Origin of the sequence: Tessaracoccus sp., assembly GCF_016714275.1 — a bacterium.
Lineage (GTDB): Bacteria > Actinomycetota > Actinomycetes > Propionibacteriales > Propionibacteriaceae > Arachnia.
On the sequence record NZ_JADJNP010000002.1, the window covers coordinates 900006 to 921599 of the forward strand.

Sequence of the window (21594 nt, forward strand, 5' to 3'; positions counted from 1 at the left end):
AAAGGTCAGGGTCAGCGGATGAACTGGGCCGCGCTCCCGAGCAGCTCGAGCAGGCCGCCCGGAATGAGGCCGAGCACCAGCGTAGCGACCGCGGAGATGACCAGCACGCTCCAGGTCCACAGCGACGGCGACTCCACCGTGCCGACGACCTCCGGGTCCTCGTCACGGAACCACATCGCCACGATGACCTTCAGGTAGAAGAACGCGGCGATGACGCTCATCACGACCGCGACCAGCACCAACCAACCGAAGCCGCCGGCCCACGCCGCGGCGAACACCGCGAGCTTGCCGACGAAACCGGCGGTCAGCGGGATGCCCGCGAAGCTGAGCATGAACAGCGTCATGACAAGCGCGATGACCGGGTTGCGCTTGCCGAGGCCCTTCCAGGCGTCCAGCGAGTTCGCCTCGCCGCCCGCGCGCCGCACCATCGTGACGATGGCGAACGCGCCGAGGGTGGCGATGCCGTAGGTCAGCAGGTAGAACGCGATGGCGCTCACCGATGACACCCGGACGTTCGTGCCCGCCGCGACCGCGCCGACGACACCCACGAGGATGAAGCCGGCGTGCGCGATGGACGAGTAGGCCAGGAGGCGCTTGATGTCGTTCTGCGCGATGGCAACCACGGAGCCGAGGCCCATCGATGCGATGGCGACGATCGCGAACACCAGCTGCCAGGTCCACGCGGCACCGCCGAGACCCACGTAGAACACGCGCAGCAGCGCAGCGACCGCGGCGGTCTTCGTGGCGATGGCCATGAAGCCGGTGACCGGGGTCGGGGCACCCATGTACACGTCGGGGGTCCAGGCGTGGAACGGCACGGCGCCGATCTTGAACAGCAGGCCGACCGAGGTCAGCACCATGCCGGCCAGCAGCAGGCCGTGGGCTCCCTTGTCTGCCGTGATGGCCGCGTCGAGCTGGGCGAGGCCAAGGCTGCCGGCATAGCCGTAGAGCAGCGCGATGCCGTAGAGCATGATGGCCGACGCCAACGAGCCGAGCAGGAAGTACTTCAGCGCGGCCTCCTGGCTGAGCAGGCGGCGACGGCGGGCCATCGCGGTCAGCAGGTACAGCGGCAGCGAGAGGATCTCGACGGCCACGAAAAGCACGAGCAGGTTGTTGGCCGCGGAGAACAGCATCATGCCGAAGATCGCGAACACCAGCAGCGGGAAGACCTCGGTGTGCTCGCGGCGCAGGCGCTCCGCCTCGCGCTCCAGGGGCGAGCCGGGCACCGTCGACGCCGACGCGGCGAAGGCGGAGTGGCCGCCGCCGAGCTGGCGCTCCGCGAAGAGCGCCATGCCGCCGAGGCCCACGACCAGGAGGAGGCTCCAGAACACGTAGGTCGGACCGTCGAGCGCGAGGAGGCCCTCAGCTGTCAGCCGCTTCTCGCCCTTCACCCAGTCGAGGATGGTCAAGCCGAGAGCGACGATGAGGCCGACGGCGGTGAGCGCCGTCTGCGCAAGGTACCGCCACCCACGCGGGACGACGCCCTCGAGCACGATGCCGACACAGCCGACGCCCAACAGGACGATGAGCGGCGACAGCAGCGCCCACTCGATGGTCGCCGTGGGAAGTTCCAACAAGGTGCTCATCACTTGCCTTCCTGAACCTGCGGAGCGGGATCGACCGCGCCAACGATCGCCATCACCTGGGTCGCCGCGTCGTCAGCGACGGCCAGTACCGGCTTCGGGAAGAAGCCGAACACGATCAGGAGGATGAGGAGCGGGGCGATGACGGCCTTCTCGCGAGACGTCAGGTCTGTGGTGACGTGGGTGGAGACCTGCTCTGTGACCGGTCCGGTCATGGTGCGCAGGTACATGCGCATCACGTAGACGGCCGCAAGCACGGTGCCGATCGTGATGATCGCGGTGTGGACCGGGTAGCGGCCCCACGCGCCGGCCATGACCAGGAACTCCGAGACGAAGCTGCCCATGCCGGGCAGCGCCAGCGCGGTGAGGCCGGAGGTCAGCAGCACGCCGGCCAGGACCGGGGCCACCTTCTGCACGCCGCCGAAGGCGTCGATGTCGGCGGAGCCGCGGCGCCGGATCATGAACCCGACGACGAGGAACATGGCCGCCGTCGAGAGTCCGTGGTTCAGCATGTAGAAGATGGAGCCGCTGAGCGACTGCGTGGTCAGCGCGAAGATGCCGAACACCATGAAGCCGAAGTGGCTGATGGACGTGTAGGAAACCAGCCGCAGGAGATCGCGGGCGTTGATCGCCATCAGCGCGCCGTAGAGCACCGAGACGATGGCCCAGACCAGGATCACGGGGGTGGCCCAGGCGCTGGCCTCCGGGAACACCAGCAGGCAGATCTTGATCATGCCGAAGGTGCCGATCTTGTCCAGGATGCCGACGAGCAGCGTGGACGTTCCCGCCGTCGACTGCTCGGCCGCGTCGGGCAGCCATGTGTGCAGGCCCGCCATCGGCGCCTTCACCGCGAACGCGAAGAAGAAGCCGACGAACAGCCAGCGGCCGATTCCCTGCGACATCTCGACGCCCTGCAGATCGCTCAGCAGGAAGCTCGGCGTCCCCTGCGCGGACGTGACCGCGTAGAGGCCCGCGACCGCGACCAGCATGACGAGGCCGCCGGCCAGCGAGTAGATCAGGAACTTGAGCGCCGCGGCGCGGCGCTTCGGGCCGCCGTAGCCGGCGATCAGGAAGTATGTCGGGATCAGCGTCGCCTCGAAAGCGATGTAGAACAGCAGCACGTCCGAGGCCATGAACACGAACAGCGCGAAGCCCTGGAGCAGCAGCGCGAGCGCGAAGAACACCGAGGATCCCCAGCGCGCCGTCTCGGCGTCGCCCACGTGCCACTCCGCGAGCAGCACGACAGGAACGAGGACCACGGTCATCAGGACGAGGATGGCGCCCATGCCGTCGAGGTCGAGCGCGTAGTGCGCGCCGACGGCGGGGATCCAGGGCACGTTCTGCGCGAGGACTGCGCCCTGCGTGTGCAGGACGAAGGCCAGGACGCCGAGCACCGCGGTGGTGAGCGCCACGCCGTAGCCGACGAGCTTGGCGACGTGTCCCTTCAGGAAGAACACCACCACCGCGCCGGCGATCGGCACGAGGGCCAGGATGGTCAGAAGCATTGACATTGTTGTTTCCTACTCCTTAGCCCAGCTGCCCGAGCAACGCGACGAGGGCGAGCACGATCACACCAGCGCCGAGGATGAGGCCGTAGGTGCGCACGTTGCCGTTCTGGGCCTTGCGCAGCCACTCCCCCAACCCGGATGCCGCGGTGGCCGATCCCATCGCGACGCCGTCGACGGCGGCGCGATCGAACGCGGCGACACCGGCGGCCAGGCCGACCGTTGGGCGGATGACGACGTGCTCGTTGAACGCGTCGCCGTAGAGGTCGTTGCGGCCCGCGAGCAGCAGGAGGTTGCCGGTGGCCGGCTCGTCCCGCGGAATGCGGCCCTTGTGCAGCCACCATCCGAGCAGCACGCCGACGGCGACGACGCCGAGCGTCAGCAGGCCGACCGGGGTGAAGTTCAGCAGAGGGGTCTCATGCGCGTCCTGACCCGTGGACGACTCCAGCCACCCCTGGATCCAGCCGTTCATCAGCAGGCCCGCGATAACCGAGAGCACGGCAAGCACGATGAGCGGGACCGTCATCACCCGCGGGGACTCGTGCGGGTGCACGCCGTCCTCCCAGCGCTTCTCGCCGAAGAACGTCATCATCATGAGGCGCGTCATGTAGTAGCCGGTCACGCCGGCGCCGATGAGCGCGAGCACGCCGATCACCGTGTTGTGGTGGAAGGCGGCCTCGATGATGTGGTCCTTCGAGTAGAAGCCCGCGGTGAACGGGAACCCGATGATGGCCAGGTAGCCCATCGCGAAGGTCAGGAACGTGATCCGCATCGGCTTGGCAAGGGCACCGTAGTGACGCATGTTCACGTCGTCGCCCATGCCGTGCATCACGGAGCCGGCGCCGAGGAACATGTTGGCCTTGAAGAAGCCGTGCGTGATCAGGTGGAAGATCGCGAACGAGGCGCCGATCGGGCCGAGGCCCGCCGCCAGCATCATGTAGCCGATCTGCGACATCGTCGAGCCGGCGAGGACCTTCTTGATGTCGTCCTTCGCCGAGCCGATGATCGCGCCGGCCAGCAGCGTGACGGTTCCGACGATCGCGACGGCCGTCAGCGCCAACTCCGACTGCGCGTAGATCACGTTGGAGCGGACGACGAGGTAGACGCCCGCGGTGACCATCGTGGCTGCGTGGATGAGCGCCGACACGGGGGTCGGGCCCTCCATCGCGTCCAGCAGCCAGGAGTGCAGCGGGACCTGCGCGGACTTGCCGCACGCGCCGACGAGCAGGAAGACGCCGATCATCGTCGCCCAGAACGGGGTGAGGCCCTCCGCGCCCGCGTTGACGTCGGCGTAGCTGACCGAGCCGAACATCGCGAACATCGTGAAGATGGCCATCATCAGGCCGAGGTCGCCGACGCGGTTGACGATGAACGCCTTGTTGCCCGCGCGGGCGGCCGACGGCTTGTGCGCCCAGAAGCTGATCAGGAGGTACGAGGCGAGGCCCACGCCCTCCCATCCGAGGAACAGCACGAGGTAGTTGTCGGCAAGCACCAGCGTCAGCATCGCGGCGACGAACAGGTTCAGGTAGGCGAAGAACCGGCGCCGGCGGTCGTCGTGGGACATGTAGCCGATCGAGTAGACGTGGATCAGCGAACCCACGCCGGTGATCAGCAGCACGAAAAGGATCGACAGCGGGTCGACGAGCAGGCCGAAGCTCACCGACCAGGCGCCGGTGGCCATCCACTCGTAGACCGCGACGCCCATCGAGCGGGCCTCGGGGGCCGAGCCCAGCAGGATCACGAACAGCACGAGCCCGAGCACGAAGGAGACGATGGGCGCGAGAGTGCCCAGCAGGTGGCCCCAGCCGTCGCTCGCCTTCCCTGCCAGCAGCAGGAGGGCGGCAGAGGCCAACGGCACCGCGATGAGCAGCCAGATCATCATCCCCTGGCCGGAGAGGGCGGAATAAGTCTCGAGGAGTTGCACGCTTCTCGTCCCCTTAGAACTTCATCAGGTTGGCGTCGTCGACCGAGGCGGAGCGGCGGGCGCGGTACACGGCGACGATGATCGCCAGACCCACCACCACTTCTGCGGCCGCCACGACCATCACGAAGAAGGCCGCGATGAGCCCGTCGAGATTGCCGTGGAAACGGGCGAAGGAGACGAACGCCAGGTTGGTGGCGTTCAGCATCAGCTCGATGCTCATGAAGGCGATGATCGCGTTGCGACGGAGCAGAAACCCCGCGATGCCGATCGCGAACAGGATCGCCGAAAGGACCAGGAAACCCTCGGGGTTCATTCGTCGTCTCCTTCGATCTCCTCGTCGCGGGCGTCGAGCGCCGCGTAGGCCGAGGTGGTGGGGGCGCGGAGCTCGTCGACGTCCACGATCACGCCACGCATCGCGAGCGTCTGAGACACCGACTTCTCGGCGACCGAGCCGTCGGGCAGCAGCGCCGGCGTCGAGATCGCGTTGTGCCGCGCGAACACGCCCGAGTTCGGCAGCGGTCCGGGATGCTCGCCGAGCTCGGCGTAGTCGCGGGTCCGCTGGAGCATCTGCTCGGGCTGCGTGACCTTCTTCTTCAGCTCCTCGCCGTGCGCGAGCACCACGGCGCCGACGGCGGCGGTGATCAGGAGCGCGGCGGTCGCCTCGAACAGGAAAACGTACTTGCTGAACAGCATCGCGGCGATCGACTCGATGTTGCCGCCATGCTCCGCGTTGGCGTCAGCGAGGCCCGCGGGCATGCCGCCCTGCGTGAACTGGCCGACGGCGGAGATCAGCAGGATGCCGACGCCCAGCGCCACGAGCGAGGCCGCGATGCGGTGACCCTTGAGCGTCTCGACGACGGAGTCCTGCGCGTCGACGCCGATCAGCATGACCACGAACAGGAACAGCATCAGGATGGCGCCGGTGTAGACGACGATTTGCACCACGAACAGGAACGGGGCGTCCTGCGCCGCGTACAGCACGGCGATGGCGATCATCACCCCGGCCATCGCGATGGCCGAATGGACCGGCTTACGCGAGAAAAGGAGCCCGAGGGCGCAGAACACCGCGAACGGAGCGCACACCCAGAAGGCCACCTCACTGGCGGTCACCAGCGGGATCAGGGGGATCATTTGGCCGCTCCTGAGGTCGAGGCGGTTCGGGTATCGGGCTGCCCGGTGGCGGGCAGCCCGAGGAAGTAGTCCTTCTCGTCGTCGCCGAGGCGACGCGCGTGCGGGGGCTGCTCCATGCCCGGCAGCAGCGGGGCGAGCAGTTCCTGCTTCTCGTAGATGAGGCTGGCGCGGGTCTCGTCGGCGAGCTTGAACTCGTTGGTCATGGTCAGCGCGCGCGTCGGGCAGGCCTCGATGCAGAGGCCGCAGAAGATGCAGCGCAGGTAGTTGATCTGGTAGACGCGGCCGTAGCGCTCACCGGGCGAGAAGCGGTCCTCCTCGGTATTGTCCGCGCCCTCGACGTAGATCGCGTCCGCGGGGCACGCCCACGCGCACAGCTCGCAGCCGACGCACTTCTCCAGGCCGTCGGGCCAGCGGTTCAGCTGGTGCCGGCCGTGGAAGCGCGGCATCGTGACCTTCTCCTTGCCCTTCTCCGGGTAGCCCTGGGTGAAGGTCTTGCGGAAGATCGTGTTGAACGTGACGCCGAACCCGGCCCACTGCTTGAGGAATCCCATCAGGCGTCCTTCCCTTGCGCTTCTTCGGCGTCGGACTCGTCGTCCTGATCCGCCTGCGGCGTACCCGCGACGACGCCCACCAACTCGGGCAGGACCTGCCCCGGCATGGGGGGAACGGGGTAGCCGCCGGCGAACGGATCGAAGTCCGCCGAGACCTTGACCTCAGGCTTTGTCGCCGCTGCCTTCGTGTTGCCGAAGATCAGGATGAACACGGCGACGAGGACGACGGCGAGCGGCAGCGTGTACTGCGGCGCGAGCGCCACCATGATGATCCAGAGCAGGGAGACCTCGATCAGGATCTTCCAGCCGAAGCCCATGAACTGGTCGTAGCGGAGGCGCGGCAGCGTGCCGCGCAGCCAGACGAACACCGAGATCAGCAGCTGCACCTTGAGCATGAACCAGATCGGGCCGAACCAGGGGTTCTGGAAGAGCGGGATCAGGTTCAGCGGCCACGGCGCCAGGTAGCCGCCGAGGAACAGCGTCGTGCACACGGCCGAAACGGTGGCCATGTTGATGTACTCGGCGAGGAAGAACATTGCGTAGCGGAAGCCGGAGTACTCGGTCAGGTAGCCGGAGACCAACTCGGACTCACACTCAGGCAGGTCGAACGGGGCGCGGTTCGTCTCACCGACCATCGCGATGGCGTAGATGATGAAGGACGGGAAAAGCAGCAGGAAGTACCAGCCCTGAATGCCGACCTCGATGGAGGACGCGCGGTCCCAGGGGAACGCGAACATGATCGGCTTGCGCTGCGCCTCGACGATCTGCGACGTCGACATCGAGCCCGCCATCAGGAACACCGCCACCATGGAGAGGCCCATCGCGATCTCATAGGAGATCATCTGCGCCGTCGACCGGATGGAGCCGAGGAACGAGTAGGTGGAGTTGCCCGCCCAGCCGGCGAGCACGATGCCGTAGATGCCGATCGAGGCCGAGGCCAGGATGAAGATGGCCGACACGGGCAGGTCCGAGACCTGCAGCCGGGTGGTCACGCCGAACAGCTCGAGCTCGCCGCTGAACGGGATGACCGTCCAGCAGGTGAACGCGGCGACGCCGGTCAGGAGAGGCGCCAGGTTGAAGACCCACTTGTCGGCGTTCTTCGGCCGGAAGTCCTCCTTGGCGATCAGCTTCGCGCCGTCCGCGAGGGCCTGCCCGAGGCCGAACGGGCCGTTCATGATGGGGCCGAGGCGGTGCTGCATCTTGGCGACGAGGCGGCGCTCGTACCAGACGTTGAAGATGGTCCACAGCAGCAGCACCACGAAGAGCGCCACCACCTTGATCAGGACCAGCCACCACGGGTCGTTCAGAAAGATGCCCATTGGAGTCACTCCCCTTCGTCCACGGAGACAGGCGAGACGGCCACGGGGGTGCCCGGGACCGTGTAGAGCCGCTGTTCGGGGCCTGGATTGAGCGGCACCCAGATCACGTCGTCGACCATCCCGTCGACGACGTCGAGGGGCAGCAGCGCGGACCGCTCGCCCACCCCGACGGCGACGACCTCACCGAGGCCGAGGCGCTCGGCGGTGGCGGTCGACACCCGCGCGACCACAGGGCGGGCCGTGGCGCGCAGCGCGATCTCGTAGTCGTTGCCCTGCGAGGCATCGAGCAGCTCGCGCCAGCCGGCGAGCAGCAGGCCGTCGGCCGGGCCGTCGGACGTGACCGCGGGGGCCGCGGGGCGGTCGCCGTCCCAGGCACCGAGCTCGGTGAAGTCGTTCCAGGCCTGCGTCGCGTTGCGGAAGCCGAGGTCGGAGCCAAGGGCGTCGGCGAGGGCGGCGAGGATCCGGAGGTCTGTCATCGGCGAAGGGGTCGCCTTGTTGATGATGCGGACCCTGCCGTCGCGGTGCTCCCAGTTGAGGAAGTGCCCGCCCTGCTCCTCGAGGAGCGCGGCGGGGAACACGACGTCGGCGCGCTCGGTCACTGCGCTCTGGCGCTGCTCGATGCTGACGACGAAGTCCGCGGCCTCAAGGCCCGCGAGGGCTGCGGCCGGGTTGGCGAGGTCCGACGGATCGACGCCTGCGACGACGAGCGCCGCGAGCGAACCGTCGGTCAGTGCCGCAAACTGCTCGTCGGCGGTGAGGCCAGGAGCCGTCGGTAGCGAGTCGACGCCCCAGTGGGACGCGACGTCGACGCGGGCGGCCGCATCGGTGGCGGGGCGACCGCCGGGCAGCAGCCCGGGGAGGCAGCCGGCCTCGATGGCGCCCATGTCACCGGCACGGCGCGGGATCCATGCGAGGCGGGCGCCCGTGGCGTCGGCCTTCGCGGCGGCGGCGCTGAGGAGGCCCGGCAGCACCGCGGCCCGCTCCCCCACCAGGATGATCGTGCCGGCGTCCAGGTCGGGGAGCGACCCGAGGGCCGCGGCCTCGCCGCCGGGGGCGGTGGGCACGACGGTCGCCGAGAGCTTCGCGGAGCCACGGGACGCGAACGGAGCGATGGTGGTCACCTGCAGGCGGTTCTTGCGGACGGCCTTGCGGAGGCGAAGGAAGATGCTGGGCGCCTCGTCCTCGGGCTCGAAGGCGACGAGCACAACGCGGGAGGCGGCCTCGAGGTCGGCGAAGGTCACCGACTCGATCAGGCCCCTGCCCGCGACGCGCGCGGCCAGGAATCCCGCCTCCTCACCGGAGCCGGGACGCGAGCGGAAGTCGACGCTGTTGGTGCCGAGCACCGCGCGGGCGAACTTGGCGTATCCGTAGGCGTTCTCGACGGTCAGTCGGCCGCCGGTCTGCACACCGACAGATGCGCCCGCGGCGCGGAGGCCGTGGACGGCGGCGTCGATGGCCTCGGGCCAGGACGCCGGCTCGAGGACGCCGTTCCTGCGGACGAGCGGCCGGGTGACCCGGTCGTCGCCGCGGCCGTACATGAAGCCGAAGCGGCCCTTGTCGCAGTTCCACTCGTCGTTGGTCTCGGGCTTGTTGCCCGCGAGGCGACGCTTGACCTGGTGGTGCCGGTGATCGGTGCGCAGCTCGCAGCCGGACGCGCAGTGCTCGCAGGTCGTCGTCGTCGACACGAGGTCGAACGGGCGCGACTGGAAGCGATACGCGGCCGACGTCAGCGCGCCGACCGGGCAGATCTGGACGACGTTGCCGGAGAAGTACGAGTCGTAGGGATCCTGCTCGTAGATGCCGACCTGCTGCAGCGCGCCGCGCTCGACGAGCGCGATGAACGGATCGCCGGAGATCTGCTCAGAGAACCGGGTGCAGCGCGCGCAGAGCACGCAGCGCTCCCGATCGAGCAGGATCTGCGCCGAGACGCTGACCGGCTTCGGGAACGTGCGCTTGAGGTCCGTGAACCGGCTCTCGCCGCGGCCGTTGCTGAGCGCCTGGTTCTGCAGGGGGCACTCGCCGCCCTTGTCACAGATGGGGCAGTCGAGCGGGTGGTTGATCAGCAGCAGTTCCAGCATGCCCTCCTGCGCCTTCTTGGCGACGGCGGAGCTGAGCTGGGTGTTGACCTTCATGCCCTCGGCGACCGGCATGGTGCAGGAGGCCTGCGGCTTCGGGAAGCCGCGGCCGTTGCCGGCATCGGGGATCTCGACCATGCACTGGCGGCACGCGCCGACGGGGTCGAGCAGCGGGTGGTCGCAGAATCGCGGGATGGCGGTGCCGATCATCTCGGCGGCGCGGATGATCAGCGTGCCCTTCGGGACGCTGACCTGAGTGCCGTCGATGGTCAGGGTGACGAGGTCCGGCTTCGGCGTCACCTCCGCCGAGGTCGTCTTCGCGTCGACGCTCATCACAGGTCTCCTTCCACGTTGAACAGGGCGCTCTTCTCGTAGGGGAACAGCTCCCAGGCGGGCGTGTGGTAGCCCTGCTCGAACTCCGCGCGGAAGTGACGGACCGCGGAGGTCACGCACGCCACCGCACCGTCGGCCAGCGCGCAGAACGACTTGCCGCCGATGTTGTCGCACACGTCGAGCATCTTGTCGACGTCGCCCTCCTCGGCGGTTCCCGCCTCGAACCTCATCAACATCTGCGCGAGCCACCACGAACCCTCGCGGCAGGGCGTGCACTTGCCGCAGGACTCGTGCTTGTAGAACTCGACGAACCGCAGCGTCGTGCGCACGATCGAGGTGGTGTCGTCGAACACCTGCAGGGCCTTCGTGCCCAGCATGGTGCCCGCGCCTGCCATGCCCTCGTAGTCGAGGGGGATGTCGAGGCCCTCGGCCGTCAGGATCGGGGTCGACGAGCCGCCCGGCGTGAAGAACTTCAGCTCGTGGCCCTCGCGCATGCCGCCGCCCAGCTCGATCAGCTGACGCAGCGTGATGCCCATGGGCGCCTCGAACTGGCCGGGGCTCTTGACGTGCCCGGACAGCGAGTAGATCGTGAAGCCCTTCGACCGCTCGGTGCCCATCGACGAGAACCAGGCCGCGCCGTTGGCGACGATCGCAGGCACGGACGCGATGGACTCGACGTTGTTGATCACCGTCGGCGACGCGTAGAGGCCCGCGACGGCGGGGAACGGCGGCCGCAGCCGCGGCTGGCCACGACGGCCCTCTAGCGAGTCGAGCAGCGCCGTCTCCTCGCCGCAGATGTAGGCGCCCGCACCGGCGTGGACGATGATGTCCAGGTCGTAGCCGGTGCCGAGGATGTTGCGGCCGAGGTAGCCGGCGGCGTAGGCCTCGCGCACCGCCTGCTGCAGGCGGCGGATCACGTGGAGGACCTCGCCGCGACAGTAGATGAAGGCGTGCTTCGCGCGGATGGCGTACGACGCGATGATGATTCCCTCGACCAGCGTGTGCGGCGTGGCCATCATCAGCGGGATGTCCTTGCAGGTGCCCGGCTCCGACTCGTCGGCGTTGACGACGAGGTACTTCGGGTTCGGGTTGTCCTGCGGGACGAAGGACCACTTCATGCCGGTCGGGAAGCCCGCGCCGCCACGGCCGCGAAGGTTGGCATCCTTGACCAGCGTGATCAGCTCGTCGGGGTGCATGTCGAGCGCCTTGCGCAGGGCCCGGTAGCCGCCGGTTGCCTCGTAGCGGCTGAGCTTCCAGGACTTGTCCTCGCCCCACTGGGCGCTGAGGACCGGGGTAAGCAGGTCGGTCACTTCTCCTCCTCAGCGTCCGGGGCTGTCCAGTTGTTCTCCGCCGCGATGCGCCGGCCGAGCAGCGAGGCGTCGCCCGCGGACGGGCCCTCGTCGGCGCGGCCGTCCGGGAAGCCGGCGAGCACGCGCTCGGCGCCCTTCCACGACGTGAGGACGGCGCCGCGTGTGGAGACGACCTCCTCGTCGTTCAGCAGCCGCTCGATCAGCTCGTCGGTCTTCCTGGGGTCCATGTTGTCGAAGAACTCCCAGTTGACCATCATGACCGGAGCGAAGTCGCAGGCCGCGTTGCATTCGAGGCGCTCCAGGGAGACCTGGCCGTCCGGCGTCGTCTGGCCCTCGTCTATGCCGAGGCGGTCCTTGGCGCGCTGCAGCAGGATGTCGCCGCCCATGACAGCGCACAGCGCGGTGGTGCAGACGCCCAGGTGGTGCTTGCCCGCCGGGCGGCGCTTATACATGGTGTAGAACGTCGCGACGCCGGACACCTGCGCGGTGCTGATGCCGAGGATCTCGGCGCACACCTCGATGCCCCGCGGGCTGACCCGGCCGTCGACCGACTGCACCAGGTGCAGCATCGGCAGCAGCGCCGAGCGCGCCTGCGGGTAGCGGTCCGCGAGCTCCCGCAGATCGGCGATCGCGGCGTCGTCGATGTTGGTCGACTGATCCGAGTAGTCGACCGAGCCGGACTCGGGGAAGTGACTTTCGAAGTGGCCGCTCATCGGTCCACACCTCCAAGAACGGGGTCGAGGCTCGCGACCGCGACGACGACGTCGGACATCATGCCGCCCTCGCACATGGCGGGGATGGACTGCAGGTGGTTGAAGCCCGGGTCCCGGAAGTGGACCCGGAACGGGCGGGTGCCGCCGTCGGAGACCAGGTGCACGCCCAGCTCGCCCTTGGGCGACTCGATCGCCTGGTAGACCTGGCCGGCCGGCACCTTGAAGCCCTCGGTGACGATCTTGAAGTGGTGGATCAGCGCCTCCATGGACTCGCCCATGATGTGCTTGATGTGCTCGTTGGAGTTGCCCTGGCCGTCCGAGCCGACCGACAGCTGCGCGGGCCACGCGATCTTCTTGTCCGCCACCATGACCGGCTGGCCCTGGGTGCGCTCGAGGCGCTCGTAGCACTGCTCGACGATCTTCAGCGACTCCCAGCACTCCTGCAGGCGGATCCGGAACCGGCCGTAGGCGTCGTTCGACGCCCAGGTGACCGTGTCGAAGTCGTAGGTCTCGTAGCCGCAGTACGGCTGCATCTTGCGGAGGTCCCAGTCGTAGCCGGTGGCGCGCAGCGGCGGTCCGGACGTGCCGAGCATCATGCTGGCAGTCAGGTCGAGGACGCCGACGTCGGAGAGACGGCCGATGAAGATCGGGTTCTCGTTGCAGAACAGCGCGTACTCGGGCAGGTGCTTCTTCAGCCAGTCGATGACGATGCGCAGGTGGCTGAGGCCATCCTCAGGGAGGTCGTTCGCCACGCCACCAGGCCGTACGTACGCGTGGTTCATGCGCAGGCCGGTCAGGCCCTCAAGGTAGTCGAGGATCATCTCGCGCTCGCGGAAGCCGATCGTCATGACGGTCAGCGCGCCGATCTCCATGCCGCCGGTGCCCATGGCCACCAGGTGCGACGCGATGCGGTTCAGCTCCATCACGAGCACGCGGATGATGCTGGCGCGCTCGGGGACATCGTCGGTGATGCCGAGCAGCTTTTCGACGGCCAGGCAGTAGGCGACCTCATTGAACAGGGGGGCGACGTAGTCCATGCGCGTGCAATACGTCACGCCCTGGGTCCACGTCTTGTACTCCATGTTCTTCTCGATGCCGGTGTGGAGGAACCCGATGCCGGGGCGGATGGAGACGACGGTCTCGCCGTCCATCTCGAGGATGAGGCGGAGCACGCCGTGGGTCGACGGGTGCTGCGGGCCCATGTTGACGACGACGGTCTCGTCGCCGCGCTCGGCCTGCTCGCTCGCGATGTCGGCCCAGTCGCCGCCCTGCGCCAGGTAGACGCGGTCGACCTTCTCGTCGCCGGTCCCCGCGAAGATGTCCTCGGTAGCTGCGTGCGTGCTCATTAGGAGTAGTTCCTCCTCTGATCGGGAGCGGGCACCTTCGCGCCCTTGTACTCGACGTCGACGCCGCCGAGCGGGTAGTCCTTGCGCTGTGGGTGTCCGCGCCAGTCGTCCGGCATCAGGATGCGGGTCAGCGACGGGTGGCCGTCGAAGAGGATCCCGAACATGTCCCAGGTCTCGCGCTCGTGCCAGTCCGCCATCGGGTACACGGCAACGATTGAGGGGATGTGCGGGTCATCGTCGGGGCAGCTCACCTCGAGGCGCACCCTTCGGTTGTGGGTGTAGCTCAGCAGGTGGTAGACCGAATGCAGCTCGTGGCCGGTGTCTCCCGGGTAGTTCACGCCGGAGACCGACACGCAGATCTCGAAGCGAAGGAACGGGTCGTCGCGGAACGCCTGCACCGTCTTCAAGAGGTGCTCGCGCGGCACGTAGATGGTCAGCTCTCCGCGGTCGAAGAGGACCAGCTGGCCCTCAAGCTCCGGGACGACCTGCAGCGCGCGGCTGTGAATGGCGTCGAACGGATCGCCGAACGGCCCGACGGTCTGGCCGGGCATCGCGTACTCGCGGACGAGGCCGCCGTAACCGGAGGTGTCGCCGGGGCCGCCGGCCGCCCACATGCCCTGCTTGGTGCGGATCACCGGGCGCTCGACGGAGGCGCCGTCGGCGACCGGGAGGTTGTCGGGGGTCTGCTCGCTCATCGCATGAGGCCCTTCATCTCGATCTTGGCAGGCGCGGCCAGTGCCAGCTGCTCTGCCTCTTCGATCGCCGCGGCCTCGTTCGGGCCGATCGGGCGGTGCTGAACACGCTCGCGGAGCTTGAACATGGCGTCGATCAGCATGTCGGGGCGCGGCGGGCAGCCCGGCAGGTACATGTCGACGGGAAGGAAGTGGTCGCAGCCCTGGACGACGGCGTAGTTGTTGAACATGCCGCCCGAGGAGGCGCAGGCACCCATCGCGATGACCCACTTCGGGTTCGGCATCTGGTCGTAGACCTGGCGAACGACCGGCGCCATCTTCTGCGAGACGCGGCCGGAGACGATCATGAGGTCGGCCTGGCGCGGCGAGGCGCGGAACACCTCCTGGCCCCAGCGGCCGGCGTCGAACCGCGGCGTGCCGTAGGCCATCATCTCGATCGCGCAGCAGGCGAGACCCATGGTGGCGGGCCAGAACGACGCCTTGCGCACCCAACCGAAGATCCCCTCGACGGTGGTCAAGAGGATGCCGCTGGGGAGCTTGTCTTCGATACCCATATCAGTGACTTCCAATCATTCCCAGTCGAGGCCCTTGCGGCGCAGGACGTAGAAGTAGGGGACAAAGAAGAGGACGATGAAGATGACCATCGCGATCTTCGTGAACCATTCGAGCTGGTTGAAGGCGACCGCCCAGGGCAGGAGGAAAACGACCTCGATGTCGAAGACGATGAACATCATTGCGGTGATGTAGTACTTGACCGGGAACCGACCGCCGCCGACGGGCTGCGGGGTGGGCTGGATGCCGCACTCGTAGCTGTCGTACTTCGCGCGGTTGTAGCGGCCGGGACCGACGACCGCGCTGAGCCCCATGGAGACCAGGACGAACAGCGAGGCAAGAAGCACCATGCCCAGGATCGGGATGTAAGGATTCATCGTTTACTCATTCCTTCCGGTCAGGCCGACGGGGCGACCTTGCAGAGCGCGTTGATGATGCGGTCCATGGCGTCACCGTCGTGCTTGTCGGTGAGGTTGGCTAGCAACTTAAGCACGAATCGCATGAGCGTCTTGCGCGGCAGGCCATATTGGGTACAAAGATGCATGATCCGCGGGTCGCCGATCAGCTTCACGAAGATCGTGCCGAGGCGGTAGTAGCCGCCCAGTTCCGCCTTCAGCCGCTCGGGGTAGGCGCGCATCGCCTTCTCCGCCGAAGTGGTGCCGAAGCCGCGCGACCGCGCCTCCGCGATGGCCTCCGCGGCCATCTCCGCTGACTCTATCGCGTAAGGGATGCCCTCGCCGTTGAACGGGTTGACCATGCCGCCGGCGTCGCCGACCAGCACCAGCCCGCGGCCGTAGTGCGGCTGCCGGTTGAAGGCCATGGGAAGCGCGGCGCCCTGCACCTTGCCCACCATGTTCTGATCGCGGAAGCCCCACTCCTCCGGCGTGTTGTCGACCCAGCGCTTCAGGAGCGCGCGGTAGTCCGTCTGGCCGAAGCTCTTGGAGGTGTTGAGGACGCCGAGGCCGACGTTGCTCGTGCCGTCGCCCATGCCGAAGACCCAGCCGTAGCCGGGCATCAGCGTCGACTCGTGTGGCTTGCCGTCCCAGAGTTCCAGCCAGCTCTCGAGGTAGTCGTCGTTCGTGCGCGGGCTCGTGTAGTAGGTGCGCACCGCCACGCCCATGGGCCGGTCGTCGCGCTTGTTCAGACCCAGGGAGATCGAGAGGCGCGAGGAGTTGCCGTCGGCGGCGACGACGATCGGCGCGGTGAAGCTGCGGCCGTCTTTCGTGGTGACGCCGGTGATGCGGCCCGTGCGGTCGTCGAGGATGCCGCCATCGACGTTCGCCCCCTCGACGAGGTTCGCGCCGCTGCGGACGGCCTCCTGGGCGAGGATGTTGTCGAAATCGGCGCGCGGGCGCTGCAGGCCGTGCGGCGGGAAGTCGGTCAGGTCCGGCCAGGGCAGCTCGAATGGCTCGGTGCGGCCGCCATAGACGCGCAGGCCGTAGTTGTGGATCCAGCCCGCTTCCTTCGACGTATCGATGCCGAGGCGGGTGAGGGCGCGCGTCGCGCGCGGGGTGAGGCCGTCGCCGCACACCTTCTCCCGCGGGAAGTGAGACTTCTCCAGCAGCGTGACGTTCAAACCGTGCCTGGCGAGGTACGCAGCGGCGGTCGATCCGCCGGGACCGGCCCCGACGACGACGACGTCGGACTCGGCAGCACCCTCGCCCTTGGGCTTGGCGAACGACATTCGGTCTCCTGTTATTCCATATGCGCGGGGCAATTCTCCGGGTCAGTCTAGGGGTGCGCCGACAGTTCGGCCAACCCAACCCACGCTTCCGCTACTGGCAAGCGACAAGGGCTTTTGGCCTTAATTTCGTCACTACTACATTGCGTAAAAATCGGGGTCGGGGTCAGTTCGCGGGAGCCCGAAACGGAGACTGGCGGCTGAGTGGCCGCGAGTAGCCCATCCCGCGCGCCATGGCTATGCTCGCGAGAGTGATCCTCGACTTCGGCTCCGCGCGTCTGCGTGCCACCACCGTCGCGATCGACGACCCGGGGCCGTTGGAGCGCTTCCTTCCGGAGAGCGGACCTGGCGGGGCCTTCATCCGCCGCGGCGAGGGATTCGTGACGATCGGCGAGGTTGCCCGCTTCGACACCGACCGCCTGGCCGCCGCCGACGTCTGGTGGGACCAGATCTCCAGCCAGATCGACCACGACTCCGAGATGCCGGGCGAGTTCGGCACCGGCCCACTCGCCGTCGGCTCCTTCACGTTCGACCCCGATCGCTCCGAGGAACGCTCCGTCCTGACGGTGCCCGAGGTCATCCTCGGACGCAGGGGCGACATCTCCTGGATGACGAAGCTGGGCAACGGCCCGTTCGCGGCCACCGTTCCACCCGTCGGCGAACCGACGCGCGCGCCGTCGGGTGTCGCCTCCCTGGGCGGCGCCATGGGCGAGGGCGTGTGGCAGCGCATCGTCGGCGAGGTCGTGTCCCTCATCAGGCGGGGCGAGGTGAGCAAGGTCGTGATGGCGCGCGACCTCAGGGTCCGAGCCGACGCACCGCTGGACCTGCGCTATCTGCTGTCGCGGCTGATCGATCGCTACCCCATGACATGGACATACCTGGTCGACGGGATGGTCGGCGCGACGCCCGAGCTGCTGCTACGCCGTCAGGGCGGCCTGGTCACCTCACGCGTGTTGGCAGGCACCATCTGGCACGACCCCGAGGGCAGCGACCCCCTGCTGCTCGCGGCCGAACTGGCGCAGTCGCACAAGGACAGCGCGGAGCACGAGTTCGCCGTCGAGTCCGTGGCCCACGCGCTGGCACCGTACTGCGCCGCGATGAACGTGCCCGAGGCGCCGTCGGTGCTGAAGCTGCCCAACGTCATGCATCTGGCCACCGACATCACGGGCGTGGCGCTGCCGGGGGCGAGCTCAGTCGCGCTGGCCGCGGCCCTTCACCCGAGCGCCGCCGTGTGCGGGACGCCGACACACCTGGCGATGGACATCATCAGCGAGCTGGAGTCGATGGACCGCGGCCGCTACGCCGGCCCTGTCGGCTGGGTCGACATGGGCGGCGACGGCGAGTGGGCCATCGCGCTTCGCGGCGGCTGCGTCCGTCCCGACACGCCGAACGAGATCCAGCTGTTCGCCGGCGCCGGTGTCGTCGCCGACTCCGACCCCGCGGTCGAGCTCGAGGAGACAGCGGCGAAGTTCATTCCGATGCTCCAGGCCCTCGGCCTCGAGCCCTGACGCCTGCCCTCCCCCGTCACGCCTGCCCCACTCCGTGACACCTGCCCTCGCCACCGTGACGCCTGCTCTGTGTCATGCCGCCTGCCGTCCGCACCGTGACGCCTGCCCCCGGAGCAAGACGCCTGGGTTACACCGTGGTACCTGCCCTTGAAGGCCCGAAAGGGCAGGCGTCACGACGTAACGCTGGCGACATGGTGGGAGCGCTGGCGCCACGAGTCGGAACCCAGGCGCCACCGCTCGGGGCTGGCGCCACGAGTCGGACGGCAGGCGCCACCGCCCAAGGCTGGCGTCACCGTCGGATGGCAGGCGCCACGGTCCAACACAGGCGTCACAGGCGGATAGCCCGCCCGGCGCCGCGGCTCCGCTGACGGGTGGGGCGGAGCGATTTACCAAGGTTGTATCGGTCAGCCGGAACGGTCTCTCAGGTTCTATCCGTCACATCCAGGCGTCCCAGCCAGTCAGCCAGGTTACGGATGTCAGCATGCTGACATCCGTAACCTGCGCAATCCCGAGCAGTCGAGCAACTGAACGGAATTAACCTCGCAGACGGCCGACGACTCAGGCGACCTTCTTCGTCGCCTTCGACGTCTTCGCGACGGTGGTGTAGCCGGACTTCTTGCCGGTCACCTTGACGGTGATCTTCTTGCCCTTATCCGCCTTCTTGAGCTTGTAAGTCGACTTCGCCGCCCCCTTGACAGCCTTCCCGTTCCGCAACCACCGATACGACAGCTTCACCGTCACCGGCTTCCACACCCCGGCTTCACGATCAGCTTCTCACCCACCTTCACGGACCCGCTGATCTTCGGCTTCGGCGTCGCCGACAACGTCCCCGCCGCAACCTTCTTCGTCACAGCCGACATCTTCGTCACTGTGATGTAGCCCGACTTCTTCCCACTCACCTTCACCGAGATCGTCGCGCCCTTGTCCGCCGCCGTCAGCTTGTATGTCTGACCGGTTGCCTTCGCGATCTTCTGCCCTGACCGGTACCACTGATACAACAACACCACCCCGGAAGACTTCCACTCCCCCGCTGCGGCGGTGAGCTTCTTCCCCACCTCCACGGACCCAGTGATCACCGGAACAGGAGTCGCGGTCAGCCTCTTCACCGACGGCGTCGTAGGCTCCGGACTCGGCGACGGCGTGGTCGGCACCGGCGACGGCGTAGGTGTTGGATTCAGCGACGGTGCGGGTGGCTTCGGCGACGGCGCCGCGGCCACAGCGGCGGTCTGCGCCGACGTCTTGCTCACGGCCACGTATCCCGACTTCGAGCCCGTGACTGTAACGGAGAGCTTCTTTCCGACGTGAGCAGTCACCAACGCCAGACTTGAGGTCGTCGCTCCCTCCAGCACCTTCCCATCGGCACGCCACTGATAACTCAAGGCCGCGCCGTCCGCCCATGCGCCGGGGGCGGCGGTCAGTGTCTTACCTACGGTCATGGTCCCCGCGAGCGTCGGCGTCGCGGATTTCACCCAACCGGCGAAGCTCGCGGCGTTGGTCACCGAGGTCTCGGACTCCCAGCCCGTCCCATTGAACGTGTCACAGCGCACCTGATTCCCTGTGCCCACCGCGCCACAGTGGGAGACTGTTCCATCAGAGTTGGCAACCCAGCCACGCGTGTCGCTGTAACCCCAGTCGCCCTTGCCACTGGAGTACCGCTTCCAGCCCGACGACGTCTGGACGTTACACACCAACGCCTGGACAGCCTGATCCCCCGCACGGCCACACTGAGCCGGTCCCCACTTCGTCGGCAAAAACACCCGACCATCGTTCTGCTCGCGGTAACCCAGGTCCGTCGCGCTGGAGGTCTTCGACTCCCACCCGGTCCCATTGAAGGTGTCGCAACGCACCTGGTTCCCCGTGCCGACGGCGCCGCAGTGAGAGACCGTGCCATCAACGTTCGCTACCCAGCCGCGAGTGTGGTCGTAGCCCCAGTCAATGCGAGGACTCGAGTACCGCTTCCACCCCGAGGATGTCTGGACGTTGCACACCAACGCCTGGCTCGCCTGATCCCCAGCGCGGCCACACTGCGCCGGACCCCACTTCGTCGGCAAAAACACCCGACCATCGGCCTGGTCGCGGTAACCCAGGTCCGTCGCACTGGACGTCTTCGACTCCCAGCCAGTCCCGTTGAACGTGTCACAGCGAACCTGAATCCCCGTACCTACGGCACCGCAGTGAGAGACCGTGCCATCAACGTTCGCTACCCAGCCGCGAGTGTGGTCGTAGCCCCAGTCAATACGGGGACTCGAGTATCGCTTCCATCCCGATGAGGTCTGGATGTTGCACACCAACGCCTGGCTCGCCTGATCCCCCGCACGGCCACACTGCGCCGGACCCCACTTCGTCGGCAAAAACACCCGACCATCGGCCTGGTCGCGATAGCCGAGATCAGTCGCACTGGACGTCTTCGACTCCCAGCCAGTCCCGTTGAACGTGTCACAGCGAACCTGATTCCCCGTGCCCACCGCACCACAGTGGGACACCGTCCCATCAGCATTAGCTAGCCATCCACGGGTATGCGCGTATCCCCAGTCACCTGCTGGACTCGCGAACTTGATCCACCCTGAGGATGTCTGGATCTCACAGAGCAACTTCTGGGACGAGGTCGTACCCACTCGGCTGCAGTCCGCCGGCCCCCACTTCGACTTGAGCAACACTCGACGGTCAGGACACCCGCTGTCGCTGCCCTCACCATTCTTGAACGGGCACTGATCGACAGCGTCTGGAACGCCGTCGCCATCAGAGTCGATCACAGCAGGAGCCGCTCCCGACGGGCCAGCCGACGTGTAGGTCGTGCCGTTGCACGGCCACTTTCCGTATACGCCGGGATCGAGGACTGGATTGATCGTGACGCCCGAGAGGACCACGGGCGCAGCCTTGCCGTTGACGTTGCGGTGCACATGAAGATGCGCACCGCTCGCCCAATCTCCGGTGTCGCCAATCGTGCCGATCTGTTCGCCGCCGTTGACGGCGCCCGTCTTGCCAAACGTCGCGAGATGACCGAGATAGATACTCTCCACCCCGTCGGCACTCGTCCACCACACAAAGTTCCCGGGGCCTTTAGCCCAGCCCGATGTGACGGTGCCAGCACCGGGCGCGTACAGCGGCGCTCCGCCGTCACCGGGGAAGTTGATATCCACCAACCACGTTGCCGGCCGCCCATCGTGGCTGTGGGCGCTGTAGGTATCGGCGCAGTACTGCTGCCCCTTCGCGAGGAAGTCTCCCGAGGCAGCGACCGCGGGAACTGCGGGAGCGACGATGCTCCCCACCAGCGCGAGCGCCAGCGCCACCCACACCGCGACCCAGCGACTCACCACCCCTCGCCGCCGGCCCTCGACCGCAACGTCGTCGTCAACCTTGACCATGTCCCA

Annotated in this window: 18 protein-coding genes; 1 reads left to right on the forward strand and 17 read right to left on the reverse strand. The window is 67.6% G+C overall.

Going from position 1 to position 21594, the window contains the following annotated elements:
• Positions 1 to 11 precede the first annotated feature (11 nt).
• From nuoN to IPJ61_RS12935, 15 genes are read right to left on the reverse strand one after another with little or no spacing between them, the layout of a single operon-like run.
• Positions 12 to 1586, reverse strand: a complete 1575-nt coding sequence (gene nuoN, locus IPJ61_RS12865; RefSeq protein WP_297107921.1) for an NADH-quinone oxidoreductase subunit NuoN — start codon at positions 1584 to 1586, stop codon at positions 12 to 14.
• Complete coding sequence (locus tag IPJ61_RS12870; protein WP_297107923.1) at positions 1586 to 3094, reverse strand: NADH-quinone oxidoreductase subunit M; 1509 nt, start codon at positions 3092 to 3094, stop codon at positions 1586 to 1588. The genes nuoN and IPJ61_RS12870 overlap by 1 nt, the downstream gene beginning before the upstream one ends.
• A 16-nt stretch (positions 3095 to 3110) precedes the next feature.
• Entirely contained in the window at positions 3111 to 5012 is a 1902-nt protein-coding gene (gene nuoL, locus IPJ61_RS12875) for an NADH-quinone oxidoreductase subunit L (protein ID WP_459251286.1), read from the reverse strand.
• A 13-nt stretch (positions 5013 to 5025) separates the two neighbouring features.
• Entirely contained in the window at positions 5026 to 5325 is a 300-nt protein-coding gene (gene nuoK, locus IPJ61_RS12880; protein ID WP_297107925.1) for an NADH-quinone oxidoreductase subunit NuoK, read from the reverse strand.
• Positions 5322 to 6143 (reverse strand): NADH-quinone oxidoreductase subunit J, encoded by an 822-nt coding sequence (locus IPJ61_RS12885; RefSeq protein WP_297107927.1) that lies wholly within the window; start codon positions 6141 to 6143, stop codon positions 5322 to 5324. The genes nuoK and IPJ61_RS12885 overlap by 4 nt, the downstream gene beginning before the upstream one ends.
• Complete coding sequence (gene nuoI / locus IPJ61_RS12890) at positions 6140 to 6694, reverse strand: NADH-quinone oxidoreductase subunit NuoI (protein ID WP_297107929.1); 555 nt, start codon at positions 6692 to 6694, stop codon at positions 6140 to 6142. Before nuoI ends, IPJ61_RS12885 begins: the two co-directional genes overlap by 4 nt.
• A complete protein-coding gene (gene nuoH, locus IPJ61_RS12895; RefSeq protein ID WP_459251287.1) occupies positions 6694 to 8013 on the reverse strand; it encodes an NADH-quinone oxidoreductase subunit NuoH in 1320 nt (439 codons plus the stop codon). Before nuoH ends, nuoI begins: the two co-directional genes overlap by 1 nt.
• 5 nt (positions 8014 to 8018) lie before the next feature.
• Positions 8019 to 10421, reverse strand: a complete 2403-nt coding sequence (locus IPJ61_RS12900; protein ID WP_297107930.1) for an NADH-quinone oxidoreductase subunit G — start codon at positions 10419 to 10421, stop codon at positions 8019 to 8021.
• Positions 10421 to 11731, reverse strand: a complete 1311-nt coding sequence (gene nuoF / locus IPJ61_RS12905) for an NADH-quinone oxidoreductase subunit NuoF (RefSeq protein WP_297107932.1) — start codon at positions 11729 to 11731, stop codon at positions 10421 to 10423. The genes IPJ61_RS12900 and nuoF overlap by 1 nt, the downstream gene beginning before the upstream one ends.
• The gene (nuoE, locus tag IPJ61_RS12910; protein ID WP_297107934.1) at positions 11728 to 12444 is read right to left on the reverse strand and encodes an NADH-quinone oxidoreductase subunit NuoE; all 717 of its coding nucleotides are present in this window, start codon (positions 12442 to 12444) and stop codon (positions 11728 to 11730) included. The genes nuoF and nuoE overlap by 4 nt, the downstream gene beginning before the upstream one ends.
• Positions 12441 to 13790, reverse strand: coding sequence for an NADH-quinone oxidoreductase subunit D (locus tag IPJ61_RS12915; RefSeq protein ID WP_297107936.1), 1350 nt, complete (start codon positions 13788 to 13790; stop codon positions 12441 to 12443). The genes nuoE and IPJ61_RS12915 overlap by 4 nt, the downstream gene beginning before the upstream one ends.
• Positions 13790 to 14485 (reverse strand): NADH-quinone oxidoreductase subunit C, encoded by a 696-nt coding sequence (locus tag IPJ61_RS12920; protein WP_297107939.1) that lies wholly within the window; start codon positions 14483 to 14485, stop codon positions 13790 to 13792. Before IPJ61_RS12920 ends, IPJ61_RS12915 begins: the two co-directional genes overlap by 1 nt.
• A complete protein-coding gene (locus IPJ61_RS12925) occupies positions 14482 to 15036 on the reverse strand; it encodes a NuoB/complex I 20 kDa subunit family protein (RefSeq protein WP_297107942.1) in 555 nt (184 codons plus the stop codon). The genes IPJ61_RS12920 and IPJ61_RS12925 overlap by 4 nt, the downstream gene beginning before the upstream one ends.
• Positions 15037 to 15051: 15 nt before the next feature.
• Positions 15052 to 15411: an NADH-quinone oxidoreductase subunit A gene (locus tag IPJ61_RS12930; RefSeq protein ID WP_297107945.1), complete on the reverse strand. Its 360-nt coding sequence runs from the start codon at positions 15409 to 15411 to the stop codon at positions 15052 to 15054.
• A gap of 20 nt (positions 15412 to 15431) precedes the next feature.
• A complete protein-coding gene (locus IPJ61_RS12935) occupies positions 15432 to 16718 on the reverse strand; it encodes a geranylgeranyl reductase family protein (protein ID WP_297107949.1) in 1287 nt (428 codons plus the stop codon).
• A gap of 248 nt (positions 16719 to 16966) precedes the next feature.
• Between IPJ61_RS12935 and IPJ61_RS12940 the strand changes: the two genes are divergently transcribed.
• The gene (locus IPJ61_RS12940) at positions 16967 to 18223 is read left to right on the forward strand and encodes an isochorismate synthase (protein WP_297107952.1); all 1257 of its coding nucleotides are present in this window, start codon (positions 16967 to 16969) and stop codon (positions 18221 to 18223) included.
• A gap of 558 nt (positions 18224 to 18781) precedes the next feature.
• Here IPJ61_RS12940 and IPJ61_RS12945 read toward each other — a convergent pair.
• Entirely contained in the window at positions 18782 to 18964 is a 183-nt protein-coding gene (locus tag IPJ61_RS12945; RefSeq protein ID WP_297107954.1) for a hypothetical protein, read from the reverse strand.
• Complete coding sequence (locus IPJ61_RS12950) at positions 18961 to 21513, reverse strand: M23 family metallopeptidase (RefSeq protein ID WP_297107958.1); 2553 nt, start codon at positions 21511 to 21513, stop codon at positions 18961 to 18963. The genes IPJ61_RS12945 and IPJ61_RS12950 overlap by 4 nt, the downstream gene beginning before the upstream one ends.
• Positions 21514 to 21594: the final 81 nt, after the last annotated feature.